Genomic DNA, 18380 nt, shown 5'->3' on the forward strand with positions numbered 1-18380 from the left:
TTAAAGGACTGTGACAAAGAGTAAAAGGCTTCCATAACGACCCCTTCGGGCAGCGCCTTTGTGCCATCTATACTGCGTTGAATGTTCTCGATTTAGAACCACTAAACCGTCAAACATTCGCCTTGTCTAGATGGCACACAGACCGCTGCAAAAATGTACAACAAAGGTCAACAGGCCCCAGTGAAGCGATACAAATCGTTATAACTACGGCAGCTTTGTGAAATAAGTTTAACCTAAGTATCACTGCAACTTAGCGGCGGCCAACGACAAAAAGTTATCCCCTAGTACAATTGATAGGTGCTTTTCTTAAGTGAAGTTGACGAGTTTTGGGCATTAACAAAATTAAGTAAAAAGTTCTCAAACAAAGGCAAAGTTTGCAAAACAAAACTTACTTAACTAGCCCTGGATATTAATATTTATCATATAAAACAATGTCTTATTTTGTTGGCAAGGAATTGGCATGACTATCTACGAGTTTCGACAAAGGAGAAATGTTATGAAACGTTCACTTATTTCTATGATTGTTGCTACAACTTTGACTACAGCTGCATATGCAGGTGATATGGACACAGACAGCACAAGTAATAAATGGGAGAAAGGTGCCAAAGACGCATGGATTGATGGCAAAGCAGAAGCAACGCTGTTGTTCAATGGTAACCTTGATTCATTCGACATTAACACTGACGTTAAAAATGGTAATGTCGTTCTTACTGGTAAGGTTGAGAACTCTGTTGATAAAAAGCTAGCGGAAGAGCTAGTAGCGAATATTGACGGTGTAACGTCTGTAGACAATAAGCTAACGGTTGTCTCTGACAAAGATATGGAAGGCGACATGTCAGATGACATGGAAGATACTGTTGACGAAGGCACAAGCGAGTTAACTGACGCCAAAATCGCCACAGTAATCAAAACCCGTCTTCTTATGGATACCGATATCTCAGGTTTCGACATCGATGTTGACGTAGAAAACGGTGTAGTAACACTGACTGGCGACGTTGATTCTGATGCTGAGCGTGATCTAGCTGTGGAAATTGCCAAGAATGCATCTGACGTAAAAGATGTTGAAAGCAACCTTCGTGTAGTTACTGAAACTGCGATGAACTAATATCGATGAACTAATATCATTGTTGCTTTACACAAAAAAGGGGCCTCGGCCCCTTTTTTTCTGGTCACGTTTTACAGAGCTTTCCAAATCGCAAAAAACAAGGGAAGCACAGCTGCTAATATTTGTCAGGAGGACTCATTCACCATTCTCCACCTTTTTTCCATTTAGTATCATCTTACGTGCTCTAGCATCCGAGTGGCGTATCATATCGTTAATAAGCGACGTCTCAGGCATATTCTTCCAGTATTTTTTTGGCATTGAACTTAACATTGCCTTTGTTTTTACGCGGGCAGGATTAAATATATTTGCATAATACGTAAGCCAGTATTTTTCAATTCTGTCATCATTTGGAATGATACTAGGGTCAGGATTATCTTCCAAAACAAGTGTTTTAGTATTCCAATGCGCAGCTCGATAAGGGGTAAGTATTGACCAACACATATTTTTAAAACGCGTCTGAAAAAAATCGAGCTTCATTTCCAAGCTGAAGTGTTCTGGTTCATACCACGCAATAAAATGCTCTTGTCCGTCAAGTACGACTTCTCGAAATCTCAAAAAAGCACTTATCTTATATGCATCGCGTTTTACTGCTTTAGCCAGCACGTTGAGACACAACACATCTTCGTCAGTTTTTAAGTGAATAAGGTTTCTGTTTTCGAAAACTACTCGCCATAAAACGCGGTAACATAAAGCGAAACGATCGGGGGCTTGGTGGCATAACGCATACTTCAACAGCGTTAAAACTGATCTGGGAATTCTGAAATTCGTTTGGCTTTCACCAATAGCGTTGGCCGAATCGGTCACGGCAAACAAGTCGTCTTGGTTAGATTGCGAAGTTTGCCATGTAACGTTCTCGGGAGGTATGTGTTGGGCTAGACATTCTCTCGATGCTTTTCGCCATTCGTCGTATCCGGGCACTGATGAAATTGTTACTTTTTTCATTGCGGTACCAATTAGATTAGGCGCTGAACAATTCAAACTGTTTTGGTTGTTTAAATTGCTGTTCAAAGTTACTGCTATCGAGCAAATGTATAGCGGGGGAATAATCGCTAACAGTAATGAACGGTTTTAATTTTTGTAAGGGTAAACGCATTTTTGTGAGATCGAACCAGCTAAGCTTCGTGTAACGTCGAATAGCCAGAATTTTTTGTACTGTGCGTGCTCCCAGTCCAGGAACTCGCAATAAAAGTAGCTTGTCAGCTTTGTTTAAATCGATGGGAAATATGTGGCGATTGCGTAGCGCCCACGCAAGCTTGGGGTCGTGCTCCATATCTAGCATGTCGTTGTGTACGATTTCATCTAAACCAAATCCATAAAAGCGCAGGAGCCAATCGGCCTGATAAAGTCGGTGTTCACGGATAAGTGGTGCCGGTTTAAGAGGCAAGACTTCAGACGCATCTGGGATGGGCGAAAATGCAGAATAATAAACGCGCCGCAATTTTTGTTGACCATACAGTTTGACACTCGTGCCAAGGATAACTTTATCATTTGAGTCATCGGCTCCTATGATCATCTGAGTGGACTGTCCGCCAGGAGCAAAGCGAGGTGGACGTTTACCCGAGTAGGTTTTATCTACTTTGTGTTCATTTATTTTGTCTTTCAATGTATTCATTGAACCGTGAATTTCACCAAGGTCTTTTTCCGGGGCGTATTTGTTCAGCGAATTTTGCGTCGGCATTTCGATGTTTATACTTAGCCTATCGGCATATAAGCCAGCTTCAGCCTGTAGTTCAGGAGATGCATTCGGAATGGTCTTAAGATGAATGTATCCTTTAAATCCGTGATCAACGCGAAGAGACTTCGCGATGCGTACCATGCTCTCCATAGTCAGGTCAGGAGAGCCGACAATACCGGAACTTAAAAATAATCCCTCAATGTAGTTACGCTTATAAAAATTAAGCGTTAAATCAACTGTTTCTTTAACGGTAAAACGCGCTCGTTGAACGTTGCTAGACGCCCTATTGATGCAGTAATGGCAATCGTATATGCAATAGTTGGTCATTAGGATCTTAAGTAATGATACGCATCGACCATCAGGGGTAAAGCTGTGACATATCCCTGACCCTCCTGTGAGCGAACCTATTCCTGTTTTGTCAGTTTTACCTGCTTTTCGTTTACCGGCGGAGCCACTTGCGCAAGAAGCGTCATACTTAGCGGCATCTGAAAGAATTTCGAGTTTTTGAATAAGTTTGTCATGCATCGCAAATGGTCACTTTCTCTAGGCAAATGTACGTGGTAGACGGTCTGAAAAAACAAGATTCCATACCAGTCCAGTACATCGCTTGTTGTGGTATATCTTGGTACTGTATAAGTGTACAGCATTGGAGGGGTGAGTTTATTAAATTTGAAAGGAAAATTTTATCTTGCTGTGTGTAGAAAGTACCTTATACAACTTTAGTATATGTTTTGGGTTGGTCTAAATTACTGAAAAATAAAGATTAACTATATGGTGTGGAAGGTGCATATAGTGAAGTAGATATGAGTGAATTACTTGATGTATTGAATAGACGAAAGTTTGTATTGTCAGGCAGAAAACATCTGCTGCAACGTGAAAGCTAGAAACTTAAAAAGTCGAATGACTCAATACGTTGGTGATAAATAGTTTTAATTAAGTGGATTGTAGCGAGCTTATCGATACAAGTGCAAAATCGTTCAAGGAGTGGGGCATGAACTTTTTAAAGTGGGTTTATTCAGGCTTAGTGGTATCAGCAATCATTGTTATAGTCGGTGTAATTGGGCAAGGAAAGCTATCCGTAAGCCAAGCATCAGCTGATGACGAACAGCGCCCCGTTCACATGGATATTCAAAAAGTACAGCGCAACTTCTCATTGGTAGAATTTGATTTGTCGAAAAAGGCACATCTATTGAGAAAAACGCGTCTAGAGCACTACATTGCACAGGCTAAGCAAGCCGATTTAAGAGGTTGGAAATTTAAGCGTGATGAGTTTGTTGAGCGCGCTGAAAATATTCTAAATCATCATCTTACTCAATACGCGAATGATGTTAGTCAAGATGCGGAAACTTATACCGCTCAAGCAATCTAATACAAAGGCTATACATGAAAACGCGCCTTACATTCTTACAATGTAGGGCGCGTTTTTCGTTTGAGTGTTTTCCACATTTATTCCGACAGCGCAGAAATATAAGCTCTTACCACTTTTTCAACAAAGGCCTGACAATCTTTGGCCGTGGTTGGGTCATATTCACCATGGTTGGTAATGTTGTTCGACAATACGCGAATACCTAAAAAGGGAACGTGGTAGGCATGTGCAATCTGCGCTGCAGAAGCGGTTTCCATTTCTTCCACACTCGTTCCCATATTCTTATGAAGCCATGCTATTCGATCTAATTCGTTATTCCAAAAGTTACCGCTGCCAATCGTACCTTTAACGACGTTCCCGCGTTTGTACTGCTTGGATAGCGATAGAGCTAGGTTGATGAGCTGTTTGTCTCCTAAATAAAAACGCAACTTTTCTGCGTCCTTAGCGCTACTCCCTTCTCCCGCGCTGCCTTCTGACGCCATAAGATCCATCGGCAGCCAATTAAACGGTTGAGAACCTTCTCCTTGAGCCAGCTTGGGCGTTTTAAAATTGGATGCATTAATACTGCGTTCGCCAAGAACAATATCACCAACTTTTAAGGAAGGATCGTGGCCACCTGATGTTCCCTGATTGATGATAAGGCGAGGGTGGTATCTCTCTATGCCAATAGCGGTGGCGGCCGCTGTATTTTCTAAACCCTTACCGGTTTTAGCTACAACAATGGGATACCCGTCTAGTGTCCCTTTATAGAATACGGCATTACCTGAATACTCTGTTGTAGTGTTATACAAAAGCGCAGCAAAGTATTCAGCTTCAATGGGCATGGGGCCTTGAATCATTATTGGCTGTAATGGAGCGTTCTGTGAAGCTACTTCTACACGCTTCATGGTGTGTACGTGCTGTGTATTTGCCCATACGCTATGAGTGAAAAGTGCCAAGAGCGTTATAATTGCTGAAAAACGTGTGTAGCGATTGAAAATGAGCTGCATTTCTATCCTTATTTTTGTCGTTGTTGTCCCGAGGAGTGTTAACGAATTCTCGTTGTTTGGTTGGATATGTTTTTTGTAATTTTGATACTGACTTAGTTGAGTGCTCTAATTATAAGCGTCAGCTTACCACTGCTTTAGTAAATTACAGGCAAAAAAAAGCGAAGCATTTGCTTCGCTTTAATAGTGTATACGTTGCTATTCGACTTCTACGATTTTAAGGGTATTGGTCGCGCCCACTTTTTCCATTTCATCGCCGTAAGTCAGGATGATACTGTCGCCGCTTTTCACTAACCCTTTCTCTTTAAGTGATGCAATGACATCGTACTTCAATTTGCCAGGTTCACTGTTTGAAGAGTCAAAGAAAACCGGCTTAACGCCGCGGCAAAGCGCCATTGTGTTAAGCGTTGATTCGTGACGAGACATCGCAATAATTGGCAGAGATGTAGTAATGCGAGACATTAACGTTGGTGTAGTTCCACTTTCAGTTAAACCTACAATCGCTTTAACACTTGGCAAGTGGTTCGCGGCGTAAACCGCAGACAGAGCAATTGACTCGCTAGTAGAAGAAAACTGCTGATCCATGCGGTGCTTGGAAATTTTAACGCTAGGATGTGTTTCCGCGCCTTCACAAACACGAGCCATAGCTGCAACTGTTTCAATAGGGAAATTACCCGCCGCTGTTTCAGCTGAAAGCATTACCGCGTCAGTGCCGTCTAGTACAGCGTTCGCAACGTCCATTACTTCTGCACGTGTAGGCATAGGGCTGTCAATCATCGACTCCATCATTTGCGTCGCGGTGATCACAACCTTGTTGAGCTGGCGAGAACGGGCAATCAGTTTCTTTTGAACACCAACAAGTTCCGCATCGCCAATTTCTACACCCAAGTCACCACGAGCAACCATTACCGCATCTGAAGCGCTGATGATATCCGTCATGGCTTCGTCAGACGCCACCGTTTCAGCACGCTCGACCTTTGCACAAATTTTTGCGTAGCAGCCAGCTGCTTCGGCAAGTTCTCGCGCGTAGTTCAAGTCTGCGCCGCTGCGAGGAAATGACACTGCAAGATAATCAACACCAATTTTCGCGGCGATTTTAATGTCTTCTTTGTCTTTTTCGGTAAGTGCATCTGCAGAAAGACCACCGCCTTGACGGTTAATGCCTTTATTGTTTGAAAGCTTGCCGCCTACTGTTACTTCAGTAATCACTTTGCGGCCTTCAACGCCAGTTACTCGAAGCTGAATACGGCCGTCATCAAGAAGCAGAATATCGCCTGCTGATACATCATCAGGAAGCGCTTTGTAATCAATACCTACTTGATTAATATCACCTTCGTCGCGGCCTAATTCAGCGTCTAGAATGAATTTTGCACCTACCTCTAAACGAACTGCACCTTCGGCAAAACGAGCAACACGGATTTTAGGGCCCTGAAGATCACCTAAAATCGCTACGTATTTACCTAGGTTCTTTGCTGCCTGACGAACGCGCTTTGCACGTTCAATGTGATCTTCGGCTTGTCCGTGTGAAAAGTTCATGCGCACAGTGTTTGCGCCTGCGGCAATAAGTGCCTGAATCTTTTCAAGTGAGTCGGTTGCAGGTCCTAGGGTGGCAAGAATTTTCGTTCTTCTGGTCATGTGATTCCGTCGCTGTTTCTAAGTTAGAAAAGACAAAGAGTGATAGGCTACGCGTTTATACGGTATGCCTGTAATCGCTTTACGTAATTTTATTACAGAATAATAGTTGAATTTGACAAAAATGTGAATGAAATAAACAAAAACGCCTAACTGGCTCGACCAGTTAGGCGTTTTCGCTGATTTATTGAACCAATATTGCTACGGTAAGTGGTTCTTATTTGATCGCGTGGGAAGAAAATTACTCACCACGCTTTTCATAACGTGAACCACGCAGCGTATCTTTTACTCGCTTCAGGTTCTCTCTGAACTTGTTGCCGCGGCGCAGTGTAAAGCCGGTTGCCAGTACATCAATTAGCGTGAGCTGCGCGATGCGAGAGGCCATAGGCATATACATATCAGTATCTTCTGGTACTTCCAGCGATAACACGTAACTGCATTCCTGTGCCAGCGGGCTATCTGCTGAGGTAATTCCTACTACAGTAGCGTCGTTCATGCGGGCAATTTGCGCTATTTCTACTAAGCTTTTAGTTCGGCCCGTGTGGCTAATCAATACAACAACATCGCCATCTGAGCAGTTCATGCAGCTCATGCGCTGCATCAGAATATCTTCAAAGTAGACCACTGGAACATTGAAGCGGAAAAACTTATTTAGTGCATCGTGTGCCACTGAAGCTGAAGCGCCTAAGCCGAAAAATGAAATTTTCTGTGCCTGTGTAAGTAAATCAACAACGCGATTTACCACGTTCACATCCACAGATTGGCGCGCCACTTCCAGGGACGCCATGGTCGATTCGAATATCTTATTGGTATATTCGTCTGGGCTGTCGTTTTCATCAACATGGCGGTTTACATAAGGCGTGCCGTTAGCCAGGCTCTGCGCTAAATGCAGTTTAAAGTCTGGGAAGCCTTTAGTATCAAGTCTTCGGCAGAAACGGTTTACGGTAGGCTCACTAACATCCGACATCTTAGCGAGGGTTGCTATACTCGAATGAATGGCCGTTTGTGGGTTAGCTAGAATTACTTCAGCTACCTTTTTCTCAGATTTACTGAATGCCGCTTGGTTTTGTGTGATTTTTTCTAAAATGTTCATACAGATATAGCAATTAGTTAGCACAATTTATTGTAAGGTACACCCGTAATAGTACCCAATGTGACGTCTGTGACAAGAAAAATGTAATTTTTTGACAATTTTTGTTATTTCAATCGGGTTAAATGAGGGTAAACTGAGGGAAACAGTAAAGATTCAGATCCTATAGTTGGTACAAGTTGTAATTTTACTACATTTGGTGTTAACTATACGGTAAAAATAGTCGTTAGTGTTGTAAATAACTGTACAATACGCCGCGGACACATACATTTAAAAGGTCGACGAATATGGTATTGGATAATTCCTACGAACCCTGTGATTTTGTACTTTTCGGTACACTGGGAGATCTTTCACGACGCAAGTTGTTGCCTTCTTTATATCAGCTTGAAAAAGCAAACTTGATGCACCCAGACACCACTATTGTGGGTGTTGCGCGTCAAGAAATGGAGCTGGATGCCTATATTGAAGAAGTTCATGCCAACCTAATCAAGTTTGGCGAGAAGAACTTGTGTGAAGCCACTTGGGAAAAAATGAAAGCACGTTTGCACTATGCATGCGTAGACATGAAGGACGTTGAAAGCTATTGCGTATTAGACGACCACGTTGACCCAAGCCGCACCATGGTGTGTTATCTAGCGACGCCACCGGCGATATACGGTGATATCTGTCGTGGCCTGCATAGCTGCAAGATTATCGACTCAAGCGTTCGCGTTGTGCTAGAAAAGCCAATTGGTCACGATTTGGCATCGTCAAAAGTGATCAATGAGCAAGTTGCAGAATACTTCGACGAAAAGCAAATTTACCGCATTGACCATTACCTTGGTAAAGAGACAGTACTAAACCTAGTATCACTGCGTTTTGCCAATTCTATTTTTGCTACTAACTGGGACCACAACTGCATTGACCATGTTCAAATCTCAGTTGCAGAGTCAGTGGGTATTGAAGGGCGTTGGGGTTACTTTGACGACGCGGGTCAAATGCGAGATATGGTGCAAAACCACTTGCTACAAATTCTAAGCTTGGTAGCGATGGAGCCTCCGACAACGCTCGACGCTGACAGCATTCGTGACGAAAAATTGAAAGTGCTTAAAGCGCTTCGTCCGATTAACTCGTTTAATATTAATGACAGCACAGTACGCGGTCAGTATACCTCTGGTTTCGTGAAGGGCGAAGAAGTGCCTGGGTACCTTGAAGAAGAAGGTGCTAATACGCAAAGTAAAACCGAAACCTTTGTTGCTATTAAAGCGGAAATTGACAACTGGCGTTGGGCTGGTGTGCCGTTCTACCTACGCACAGGTAAGCGCATGCCAACTAAGGTGAGTGAAGTTGTTATTTACTTCAAGCGTCAGCCACACAACTTGTTCGGTGACAGCTTCAAGAATCTCCCACCCAATAAGCTCGTTATTCGTCTACAGCCAGACGAAGGTGTAGAAATCACCGTTATGAATAAAGTACCTGGCTTAACCAGCTCAGGCTCTATGGATCTACAAAAATCCAAGTTAAACCTAAGTTTCTCTGAAGCGTTTGCCGATGAGCGTATTCCTGACGCATACGAAAAACTCCTTCTTGAAGTTATGTTGGGTAATCAGGCGCTATTCGTTCGTCGTGACGAAATTGAGCAAGCTTGGACGTGGGTAGACTCAATTCTTGAAGCGTGGAAGCAATCGAGCGAGCCGCCAGAACCGTATCAAGCAGGTACGTGGGGGCCGGTAGACTCTATAGGTCTTCTTGCTCGCGAAAATCGCAGCTGGTACGAGAGCAAAACAGGGAAGAAAAAGTAATATGGCGTTAACAACTCTATCATTTGAAACACCTGATGCGCTGACTGATGCATTTGCGCAAGACTTAGTCAGCATTTTAAAAACAGGTATTAAAACTCGCGGTCGAGCTTCGCTTGTCGTTAGTGGTGGTCGTACACCGCTGGCGCTTTTTAAACAACTAAGTGAAACCGAACTTGAGTGGGATAAGGTTGATATCACCCTTGCCGACGAGCGCTGGGTTGAAGAGGGCCACGAGGCCAGCAACACCAGCCTAGTCAAAAATAATCTAATTCAAAATAAAGCCGCAGCAGCTCGTTTTATCGAATTGAAAAGCGATGCTAATGATGCAAACGAAGGCGTAAATGCCGCAGAGTCAAATCTGGCTAGCATGTCACAACCTTTTGATGCATTGATTCTTGGCATGGGGGAAGATGGTCACACTGCATCGCTTTTCCCTTGCTCTGAACAAGTACTTGACGGCTTAGATATGAGCAGCGGCAGAACCTGCATCGCTGTTCAACCTACAACAGCACCTCATCAACGTATTTCATTAACGCTACCAGCGTTACTCAATAGCCGTAATATCTTTTTGCATTTAACAGGCGAGAAGAAAAAACAAGTCTTACTTGATGCTATTGAAAATGCCACCGAAGCGCAAAAGCCCATCACCGCCGTAGTTAACCGCGCGCCGGTTACTTTGATGTGGGCGCCATAGGAGACAAACATGAATCCAAAAATTGCTGAAGTTACGCAACGAATTATCGAGCGTAGTAAAGAAACGCGTAAGGCGTATCTAGAAAAAATTGAGAGTGCACGACGTCAAGGACCACACCGTGGTGTGTTGTCATGCGGTAACCTTGCTCACGGCTTTGCAGCATGTGGAACAAGCGAAAAATCAGATCTTCGTTCAATGACCAAAGCCAACGTGGCAATTGTGTCTGCGTATAACGATATGCTTTCAGCGCACCAGCCTTACGAGACGTATCCTGCGCTCATTAAGGATGCAGTGAAAGAAGTAGGCAGCGTAGCCCAGTTCGCAGGTGGCGTACCTGCTATGTGTGATGGTGTTACACAAGGCCAGTCTGGCATGGACTTAAGCCTAATGAGCCGTGATAACATTGCTCAGGGGGCTGCCATTGCGCTTTCTCACAACATGTTCGATAGCGCACTGATGCTAGGTATCTGCGACAAAATCGTTCCTGGGCTATTAATGGGCGCACTAACGTTCGGTCATTTGCCAACCGTTTTTGTGCCAGCAGGTCCAATGCCATCGGGTCTTCCAAACAAAGAAAAAGCCCGTGTTCGTCAAGAATTTGCCGAAGGTAAAGTAGGGCGTGACGCGTTGCTTGAAGCTGAATCTCAATCTTACCACTCTGCGGGTACCTGTACGTTCTATGGAACGGCAAACTCGAATCAGCTAGTGGTTGAAATGATGGGCTTGCACCTTCCGGGTTCGTCGTTTGTTAATCCGGGAACACCTTTGCGCGACGCGCTAACAAAAGCGGCTGCGGTTCAAGCAACACGCTTAACTGACCTTGGCGACAACTATACGCCAATTGGTCACATTGTAGATGCAAAAGCCATTGTGAACGGCCTTGTAGGTCTTCTTGCTACGGGTGGTTCTACTAACCACACCATGCACCTTATTGCGGTAGCACGCGCTGCAGGTTACATCGTAAATTGGGACGACTTCTCAGACATCTCTAATGCTGTGCCTCTTCTTACTCGCATTTACCCGAATGGCTCAGCTGACATTAACCACTTTGTTGCAGCAGGTGGTATGTCATTGCTAATTAGACAGTTGCTTGATGCGGGTCTACTTCATAACGACGTTAAGACTATTTGTGGTGAAGGCTTAGACTTCTACACTAAAGAGCCTGTGCTTAAAGACGGCGAATTAGAATGGCGAGACGGCCCAACTGAATCCCTTGATAAAGAAGTGCTAGCAACTGTTGACGCACCGTTTAAGCCAGATGGTGGTTTGAGTGTGCTTGACGGCAATCTTGGTCGTGGCGTTATTAAAACCTCAGCACTTCGCACGCCTCACTGTAATATCAAAGCACCAGCAGTTGTGTTTGAAGACCAGTTTGAACTCGATGACGCGTTTAAGTCTGGCAAGTTAGACAAAGACTGCATTGTAGTTGTTCGCTTCCAAGGTCCTTCAGCGATTGGTATGCCAGAACTTCACCGCTTAACGCCACCTCTTGGTGTGCTTCAAGATCGCGGCTTTAAAGTGGCGCTAGTTACTGACGGTCGTATGTCTGGTGCATCGGGTAAAGTTCCTGCAGCTATCCACGTGACTCCAGAAGCTTATAAAGGCGGTCTACTTGCTAAAGTGCAAGAGGGCGACATTATTGAGCTAAACACACAAACTGGTGCACTAACACTGCATGTGGACGATGAAACACTAGCTGCACGTGAAGCAGCGCCAGCGAACTTAGCTAAGCATCACGTTGGAATGGGACGTGAAATGTTTGCGGGTATGCGCGCTATTCTGACAGGTGCAGAAGAGGGTGCATGTTCACTGTTTTACACGCAGGAGCAAGCATAATGAGCCAGAAGTTTGTGGCTGATGTTGGCGGTACGAATATTCGCGTTGCAAGGGTAACCGAATCAGGTGTGGCCGACATCAAGAAATACATGTGTAATGATTTTGCCAGCATTGACCTTGCTATTGCACAATACTTTAGCGACATGCCGGAATACAGCTTCTCGCAGGGCTGTATTGCTATTGCATGTCCAGTATTGGGCGATCAAGTCGAGATGACGAATCACAGCTGGGCATTTTCGCAAAATGCGCTTCGCTCTCAGCTTAAACTAGATGCGTTGTTCGTTATTAACGATTTCACTGCCGTAGCGCACTCATTGCCTGTATTAGGCGAAGAGCAAGTGGTGCAAATTGGTGAAGGCACAGCGAAAGAAAATGGCAATATCGCTGTTTTTGGGCCAGGTACGGGATTAGGTGTTGAACATATCACGATGACCTCAACCGGTTGGCAGACGCTAGACGGAGAAGGTGGTCATGTAGACTTTGCACCGGTAGATGAAACCGATGTTGTTGTATGGCGTCACCTTCAATCTACCTTAGGGCGTGCTTCTGCAGAAGAAGTGATGTCTGGTCGTGGTCTACACAATATCTATACTGCGCTAGCCAATCAGGCTTCAGCGCCAGTCGTATTTACCGAGCCCGCTCAAATAACTGACGCTGCGCTAAACGGTACCTGCAAAATTGCTGAAGCAACGCTTACTCAATTCTGTCGAATTATGGGAAGTTTTGCGGGTAATTTAGCACTTAACATGGCAACCACGGGCGGCATCTTCATTGGTGGTGGCATTGCTAACCGTTTCCCTGAATTTATTCAAAACAGCGATTTTAGAGCGCGTTTTGAAGCGAAAGGGCAAATGAAGCACTACGTGAAAGACATTCCCACCTATTTAATTGCAGAACCTGATCATGGTCTATTGGGTGCGGCTGCATATCTGAATCAAAATACAGCGAGCTAAATTATGACAACGAAATGGAAATACTCTCCAGAGGAAATTTTTGCGGCCGGTCCAGTTGTACCTGTTTTGGTAATCAATGACGTAGAAAAAGCGGTTCCTCTGGCAAAAGCGCTGATGGAAGGTGGTATTAAAGTACTGGAAGTAACGCTACGTACCCCTGCTGCTATTGACGTGATTAAGCGAATTGCACAAGAAGTGCCTGACTCGCTAATTGGTGCTGGAACCGTGACTAACGCCCAGCAGCTTAAAGCGGTAGTTGAAGCTGGCGCTAAGTTCGCAATTAGCCCAGGTATGACGGCTGATTTGCTAAAAGCGGGTATGGACTCAGAAATTCCACTTATCCCTGGTATCTCTTCAACTTCTGATTTGATGAAGGGTAAAGATGCGGGTTATACCCACATGAAATTCTTCCCAGCAGAGGCTTCAGGTGGCGTTAAAGCTATTAAGTCAATCAGTGGTCCTTTCCCTGATGTGACGTTTTGCCCAACGGGTGGCATTGGTCCAAACAACTACAATGACTATTTAGCGCTTAACAACGTTAAATGTGTAGGTGGTTCGTGGCTTGCCCCTGACGACGCAATTGAATCAGGTGACTGGGCGCGTATTACGCAGCTAGCAAAAGAAGCTGTTGCGGGTGCTAAACAGTAATTTGCTGAACCTTTAAATGAAAAAACCTGCTCATTGGCAGGTTTTTTTATATCTCTTGATCGTGAACTGCGACTGTCTACCTTCCAAAGTGTCAGCGAAATTGCGCTTGCACTTCAAATAATTTACTTCGGAACAATAGTTTGTTTCAGTGTGTGGCTAGCACCGGGGGACAGTGTCTTTCCCTGAGTTAGCGATGTTTCTACGCACAACATATGCTTATAGCCAAATGGGTCCATGTCTGAAATAGACGCTGCGCCTAACCACGGGTTCCACACTACCAAAGAGTCATTGCCGTCGGATACCACTTCCGTGAACGCGTTGCCTTCGACTTCAATTTCTGCCGTTTTAATCGGCGCAACATGAATGCGATCCGTTTCGCCTGTGATGGTGTAAGGACTCGGTGTCGTCTTTAATCCCCAGTCGTCAAGTTTGTCTTTATATTGACCTTCAATTCCAGTTATTTGGGTATGTTGAATGTGGTCAACGTGGAAATATGTATGTAGCGCACAGTTAAATTCGAATGGTACAACACCCGTATTTTCTGTAGTTAACGCAACGTCCATCGTCTCACCAACGGTAATTACCATGGTCACGTTACAATCATTCTCAAACCCTTCTGCTCGGGTAAAGCTTGGCGAAAGCGTAATCGTTGTTCCGCTTTCTGTATCTTCTGAATTAATCAGCTTCCACACTTGTGTTCTCAAAAAGCCGTGAGCGGGGAGGGCACCTTTTTCTCGACCGTGATCATCGCTAAACCAAGGCCAGCACACCGGAATACCACCGCGAATAGGTCGCTCTCCGTTCAAGTAAGCATGGGGACTCACCCAAAGACGCTCTCTGCCATCGCTTTTAGGCACATATGACAAGATATGACCGCCAAATAGGCTAATACGCGCAGAGGCAAACGCATTATCTACGTCTAAAAAGGTAAGTCCATTAGACTCACTAACGGTAACTGAACTCACAGGTGGCATAAGCCCTCCTTGGACTAATAAGAAAACAACAAAGGGTAAGCGACGGGAAAGCGTATGTCGCTGGAATATCGTTATTATGCGTGTTTACGACCACGAAAAACAAAAAAGGTGCAAACGCCGTGTTTACACCTTTAGATTAACTCAACTTTAGCGTGAATAGTTTAACTATTTTCGCTTAATAAAGTTAATTACTTAGAAATATGAGCCACAAGGTCTAGAACCTTGTTTGAGTAGCCCCATTCGTTGTCGTACCAAGAAACGAGTTTAACGAATGTATCAGTAAGTGCGATACCTGCTGTGGCGTCAAATACCGATGTGCGAGCGTCGCCAAGGAAGTCGTTAGACACAACCGCATCTTCTGTGTAACCCATGATACCTTTAAGCTCGCCTTCTGAAGCTTCTTTCATTGCTGCACAAATTTCATCGTAGCTAGCAGGCTTCGCAAGGTTTACAGTAAGGTCTACTACTGAAACGTTTGGCGTAGGTACACGGAAAGCCATACCTGTTAACTTGCCGTTAAGCTCAGGGATAACTTTACCTACTGCTTTTGCTGCACCGGTTGATGATGGAATGATGTTCTGACCAGCACCACGACCACCACGCCAGTCTTTCATTGAAGGACCGTCTACCGTTTTCTGTGTTGCAGTTGTTGCGTGAACCGTTGTCATCAAACCGTCTACAATGCCAAATTTATCGTTAAGCACTTTGGCAAGTGGAGCAAGACAGTTAGTTGTACAAGACGCGTTTGAAACAATAGTTTCGCCAGCGTAGCTTTCTTGGTTAACACCCATAACGAACATAGGCGTGTCATCTTTAGAAGGTGCAGACATAACAACTTTCTTCGCGCCAGCTTCGATATGCTTCGCGGCAGTTTCTTTGGTCAGGAACAGACCTGTTGATTCAACAACTACGTCAACGTCTACTTCATCCCACTTAAGTGCAGCTGGATCTCTTTCAGATGTAATGCGGATAGTTTTGCCGTTTACAACTAGGCTATTGTTATCTACTGTAACTTCACCGTCGAATAAACCGTGAGTCGAGTCGTATTTCAATAGATAAGCAATGTAGTCCGTGTCTAGTAAGTCGTTTATTGCAACAACTTCGATGTCGTTGCGCTCTGCTGCTGCACGCATTACTAGGCGTCCAATACGGCCAAAACCATTGATACCGATGCGAATTGTCATAACGTACCCCGATTATTTAAATAAAATGAAAATAAATTACGTAAAGTATGGATCAAAATGCCATAATTAGCAAAATAAAAAGCCAAAGTGTTGCAAAATTACGAATAAGTGCTATTGCAATCGTATTCAGATATCGCCAAGCCCTTGTTTCTAGAATAATGTTAAAAATTTGTTTGTAGACGCACTATGCTTAATTTGCTTTGCGTCTTTTACCGAATAACAGGAATGACACACCATGACACAACAACTTCTGCAACAACTGGTTGAAATGCGGGGAATTGAAACCCAATACGTCGACGCATGGGGAAAGCCAGCAACCATCGCAGAATCAAGTAAAGCAAAACTGCTTAACACACTTGGCTATGACACCAGCAGTGATGAAAAAATTCAGTCACAAATTACACAAGATATAAAGTCGGTATGGTTGTCGCCGTTAAATCCTGTTCAAGTAGTTCGCAATACCCAAGAAATTAATCTAGCTGTTCGTTTGCCTATCGAGTTAGTGAACGATGATCACACGCTCACGGTCACCTGTGAAAATGGTGACGTGCTCACTCATCAATTTACGCCAGTTGACCAAGAAATGACGACGATGGCGCATATCGATGATGTAGAGTTTCATGAATACGTAGTAACACTGCCTTTAGATTTGCCCCTTGGTTATCACGATGTAGCCTTAAGCGCTGATGACGATGAGTTTGCGCGTTCTCGCTTAATTGTGGCTCCAGAAGCGTGCTACACGCCAAACGAAATTAAAGAAGGCAAAAAAATATGGGGCTTGAGCGTTCAACTTTACTGTGTACGCAGTGAAAAGAACTGGGGGATTGGTGATTTTTCTGATTTAGCTCTGCTTATTGAAAAAGCCGCTGGCGTTGGTGCAGACTTTATCGGACTTAATCCTATTCATGCGCTTTACCCTGCAAATCCCAACGCGTGCTCGCCTTATGGGCCAAGCTCACGTCGCTGGCTTAATTATTTGTATATCGATGTGACTGCCATTGACGGCTATGACGATGCATCAGTACAAGCGGTAGTGAGCAGTGATGAGTTTAAAGCCACGCTTGAACATGCACGTAACGTAGAACATGTAGACTACGAGGCAGTCGCCCATGTGAAACTGGCTGCGCTTAAAGCAGTATTTGATGTTTACGATGCCAAATACCTTCGTAAAAGCACAAAGCAAAATAAGGCGTTTAAAGCCTTCGTAGAAGCGGGCGGTGAAAGCTTAGATATGTTAGCGGTGTACGACGCCCTGCAATCGCACCTAAAAGCTGAAGGTAAAGACAGCTGGGGATGGCCGGTATTCCCACAAGTATACAAAGACTATTACAACCCAGCCGTGGCTAAGTTTAAGAGTGCAAACGAACAAGACGTCAAATTTTACTTGTTCCTACAGTGGATTGCCGCCCAACAGCTTGAGCTTGCAAGCAACAAAGCTACTGATGCAGGCATGACCATTGGTCTTTATCGGGACTTGGCGGTAGGCGTGAGTGAAGGCAGTGCAGAAATTTGGGGTAACAAAGACCTATACTGCACAGGCGCAAGCGTAGGTGCTCCACCGGATATCTTAGGCCCACTAGGCCAGAACTGGGGGCTGCCGCCTATGGACCCTCGTAAGCTGTATGAACAGGGTTACCAACCTATTATTGACTTGTTTGCGTCTAACATGGCGTCGTCAGGCTCATTGCGTATCGATCACGTCATGGCGTTGCTGCGTTTATGGTGGGTTGTGAAAGGCGATAACGCTAAAGATGGCGGCTATGTTTATTATCCTGTAGACGATTTACTCGGTATTTTAGCGTTAGAAAGTCACCGCAATCAGAGCCTGGTTATCGGTGAAGACTTGGGTACTGTACCCGAAGAAATTCGCAGCAAGCTTGCTGATAATGGCGTGTACTCATACCGCGTATTTTTCTTCGAACAAGCGGAAGACGGCGGTTTCTTCTCACCTAGCCATTACCCTGTTCAGTCTATGTCAACGTTGACTACTCACGATATGCCAACGCTGATTGGTTACTGGCACTGTTTAGATTTAGAGCTAGGCAAAGAAATAGGGCTTTATCCAACAGAAGAGATCCTTCAAACGCTTTATACGGATCGTCATGAAAATAAACAGGCAATACTTGATACGTTGCACGGCCACGGTTCAATTGGCGACAATGTAGGCCGCGATGTTAATCATACGGGTATGAATCGCGAACTGAATAACGGTATGCAGGTGCATATGGCAGGTGGCTCGAGCGCATTATTGAGCCTGCAATTGGAAGACTGGTTAGAAATGGATAAGCCGGTCAATATTCCTGGTACTTTTGACGAATATCCAAACTGGCGAAGAAAGCTCACAGAGAATATCGAGTCGATGTTCGATAGACATGATATAAATGAGTTGGCGTCTAAACTTACTCATGCCAGAAAGCAAGCAAGTCAGGGTTAATTACCATTATCAAAGAAATGAT

At 44.4% G+C, this 18380-nt stretch carries 15 protein-coding genes; 8 read left to right on the forward strand and 7 right to left on the reverse strand.

What is annotated here, in order from left to right; genetic code table 11:
• Positions 1-496: 496 nt before the first annotated feature.
• A complete protein-coding gene (locus MHN00_RS16935; protein WP_014976823.1) occupies positions 497-1105 on the forward strand; it encodes a BON domain-containing protein in 609 nt (202 codons plus the stop codon).
• A 135-nt stretch (positions 1106-1240) separates the two neighbouring features.
• Here the strand turns inward: MHN00_RS16935 and MHN00_RS16940 are convergent, their stop codons facing one another.
• Both MHN00_RS16940 and MHN00_RS16945 read right to left on the reverse strand, forming a co-directional pair.
• A complete protein-coding gene (locus tag MHN00_RS16940) occupies positions 1241-2047 on the reverse strand; it encodes a TIGR03915 family putative DNA repair protein (protein ID WP_239301895.1) in 807 nt (268 codons plus the stop codon).
• 16 nt (positions 2048-2063) lie between these two features.
• Complete coding sequence (locus MHN00_RS16945; protein WP_239301896.1) at positions 2064-3305, reverse strand: putative DNA modification/repair radical SAM protein; 1242 nt, start codon at positions 3303-3305, stop codon at positions 2064-2066.
• A 466-nt stretch (positions 3306-3771) separates the two neighbouring features.
• Between MHN00_RS16945 and MHN00_RS16950 the strand changes: the two genes are divergently transcribed.
• Positions 3772-4149, forward strand: a complete 378-nt coding sequence (locus MHN00_RS16950; RefSeq protein ID WP_014949857.1) for a hypothetical protein — start codon at positions 3772-3774, stop codon at positions 4147-4149.
• Positions 4150-4226: 77 nt separating this feature from the next.
• Here the strand turns inward: MHN00_RS16950 and MHN00_RS16955 are convergent, their stop codons facing one another.
• The 3 genes from MHN00_RS16955 to MHN00_RS16965 all read right to left on the reverse strand — a co-directional run bounded on the left by MHN00_RS16955 (position 4227) and on the right by MHN00_RS16965 (position 7857).
• Positions 4227-5135 carry a 5'-methylthioadenosine/S-adenosylhomocysteine nucleosidase gene (locus MHN00_RS16955; RefSeq protein WP_239301897.1) on the reverse strand — a complete coding sequence of 303 codons (909 nt, stop codon included), beginning with the start codon at positions 5133-5135 and terminating at the stop codon, positions 4227-4229.
• 195 nt (positions 5136-5330) lie between these two features.
• Positions 5331-6767: a pyruvate kinase gene (gene pyk / locus MHN00_RS16960; protein ID WP_239301898.1), complete on the reverse strand. Its 1437-nt coding sequence runs from the start codon at positions 6765-6767 to the stop codon at positions 5331-5333.
• Between the two features lie 238 nt (positions 6768-7005).
• On the reverse strand, positions 7006-7857 hold the full coding sequence (locus MHN00_RS16965; protein ID WP_014949854.1) for a MurR/RpiR family transcriptional regulator: 852 nt from the start codon (positions 7855-7857) through the stop codon (positions 7006-7008).
• A 284-nt stretch (positions 7858-8141) separates the two neighbouring features.
• Here MHN00_RS16965 and zwf point away from each other — a divergent pair, with 284 nt between their 5' ends.
• Genes zwf through MHN00_RS16990 form a run of 5 tightly spaced genes read left to right on the forward strand, consistent with a single transcriptional unit; the run spans position 8142 to position 13766 of the window.
• Positions 8142-9635: a glucose-6-phosphate dehydrogenase gene (zwf, locus tag MHN00_RS16970; RefSeq protein ID WP_014949853.1), complete on the forward strand. Its 1494-nt coding sequence runs from the start codon at positions 8142-8144 to the stop codon at positions 9633-9635.
• A gap of 1 nt (position 9636) precedes the next feature.
• On the forward strand, positions 9637-10329 hold the full coding sequence (pgl, locus tag MHN00_RS16975; protein WP_069944511.1) for a 6-phosphogluconolactonase: 693 nt from the start codon (positions 9637-9639) through the stop codon (positions 10327-10329).
• A gap of 9 nt (positions 10330-10338) precedes the next feature.
• Positions 10339-12165: a phosphogluconate dehydratase gene (gene edd / locus MHN00_RS16980; protein ID WP_014949851.1), complete on the forward strand. Its 1827-nt coding sequence runs from the start codon at positions 10339-10341 to the stop codon at positions 12163-12165.
• Positions 12165-13118 carry a glucokinase gene (locus MHN00_RS16985; RefSeq protein ID WP_014998716.1) on the forward strand — a complete coding sequence of 318 codons (954 nt, stop codon included), beginning with the start codon at positions 12165-12167 and terminating at the stop codon, positions 13116-13118. The genes edd and MHN00_RS16985 overlap by 1 nt, the downstream gene beginning before the upstream one ends.
• A gap of 3 nt (positions 13119-13121) precedes the next feature.
• Positions 13122-13766: a bifunctional 4-hydroxy-2-oxoglutarate aldolase/2-dehydro-3-deoxy-phosphogluconate aldolase gene (locus MHN00_RS16990; protein WP_014949849.1), complete on the forward strand. Its 645-nt coding sequence runs from the start codon at positions 13122-13124 to the stop codon at positions 13764-13766.
• Positions 13767-13888: 122 nt separating this feature from the next.
• Here MHN00_RS16990 and MHN00_RS16995 read toward each other — a convergent pair whose 3' ends face one another.
• The gene (locus MHN00_RS16995) at positions 13889-14740 is read right to left on the reverse strand and encodes a D-hexose-6-phosphate mutarotase (protein ID WP_239301900.1); all 852 of its coding nucleotides are present in this window, start codon (positions 14738-14740) and stop codon (positions 13889-13891) included.
• A gap of 188 nt (positions 14741-14928) precedes the next feature.
• Entirely contained in the window at positions 14929-15924 is a 996-nt protein-coding gene (gene gap / locus MHN00_RS17000) for a type I glyceraldehyde-3-phosphate dehydrogenase (protein WP_014976817.1), read from the reverse strand.
• Positions 15925-16159: 235 nt separating this feature from the next.
• Between gap and malQ the strand changes: the two genes are divergently transcribed.
• Entirely contained in the window at positions 16160-18358 is a 2199-nt protein-coding gene (malQ, locus tag MHN00_RS17005; protein WP_239301902.1) for a 4-alpha-glucanotransferase, read from the forward strand.
• The last annotated feature ends 22 nt before the right edge of the window (positions 18359-18380 follow it).

This window comes from Alteromonas sp. Cnat2-8 (assembly GCF_022348355.1).
In the GTDB taxonomy this organism is placed as follows: Bacteria; Pseudomonadota; Gammaproteobacteria; order Enterobacterales; family Alteromonadaceae; genus Alteromonas; species Alteromonas macleodii.

What these genes read in the sequence shown, in the direction of transcription:
- MHN00_RS16935 (WP_014976823.1), top strand. Translation starts at nt 497, where the DNA reads ATGAAACGTTCACTTATTTCTATGATTGTTGCTACAACTTTGACTACA.
- MHN00_RS16940 (WP_239301895.1), bottom strand. Translation starts at nt 2,047, where the DNA reads ATGAAAAAAGTAACAATTTCATCAGTGCCCGGATACGACGAATGGCGA.
- MHN00_RS16945 (WP_239301896.1), bottom strand. Translation starts at nt 3,305, where the DNA reads ATGCATGACAAACTTATTCAAAAACTCGAAATTCTTTCAGATGCCGCT.
- MHN00_RS16950 (WP_014949857.1), top strand. Translation starts at nt 3,772, where the DNA reads ATGAACTTTTTAAAGTGGGTTTATTCAGGCTTAGTGGTATCAGCAATC.
- MHN00_RS16955 (WP_239301897.1), bottom strand. Translation starts at nt 5,135, where the DNA reads ATGCAGCTCATTTTCAATCGCTACACACGTTTTTCAGCAATTATAACG.
- pyk (WP_239301898.1), bottom strand. Translation starts at nt 6,767, where the DNA reads ATGACCAGAAGAACGAAAATTCTTGCCACCCTAGGACCTGCAACCGAC.
- MHN00_RS16965 (WP_014949854.1), bottom strand. Translation starts at nt 7,857, where the DNA reads ATGAACATTTTAGAAAAAATCACACAAAACCAAGCGGCATTCAGTAAA.
- zwf (WP_014949853.1), top strand. Translation starts at nt 8,142, where the DNA reads ATGGTATTGGATAATTCCTACGAACCCTGTGATTTTGTACTTTTCGGT.
- pgl (WP_069944511.1), top strand. Translation starts at nt 9,637, where the DNA reads ATGGCGTTAACAACTCTATCATTTGAAACACCTGATGCGCTGACTGAT.
- edd (WP_014949851.1), top strand. Translation starts at nt 10,339, where the DNA reads ATGAATCCAAAAATTGCTGAAGTTACGCAACGAATTATCGAGCGTAGT.
- MHN00_RS16985 (WP_014998716.1), top strand. Translation starts at nt 12,165, where the DNA reads ATGAGCCAGAAGTTTGTGGCTGATGTTGGCGGTACGAATATTCGCGTT.
- MHN00_RS16990 (WP_014949849.1), top strand. Translation starts at nt 13,122, where the DNA reads ATGACAACGAAATGGAAATACTCTCCAGAGGAAATTTTTGCGGCCGGT.
- MHN00_RS16995 (WP_239301900.1), bottom strand. Translation starts at nt 14,740, where the DNA reads ATGCCACCTGTGAGTTCAGTTACCGTTAGTGAGTCTAATGGACTTACC.
- gap (WP_014976817.1), bottom strand. Translation starts at nt 15,924, where the DNA reads ATGACAATTCGCATCGGTATCAATGGTTTTGGCCGTATTGGACGCCTA.
- malQ (WP_239301902.1), top strand. Translation starts at nt 16,160, where the DNA reads ATGACACAACAACTTCTGCAACAACTGGTTGAAATGCGGGGAATTGAA.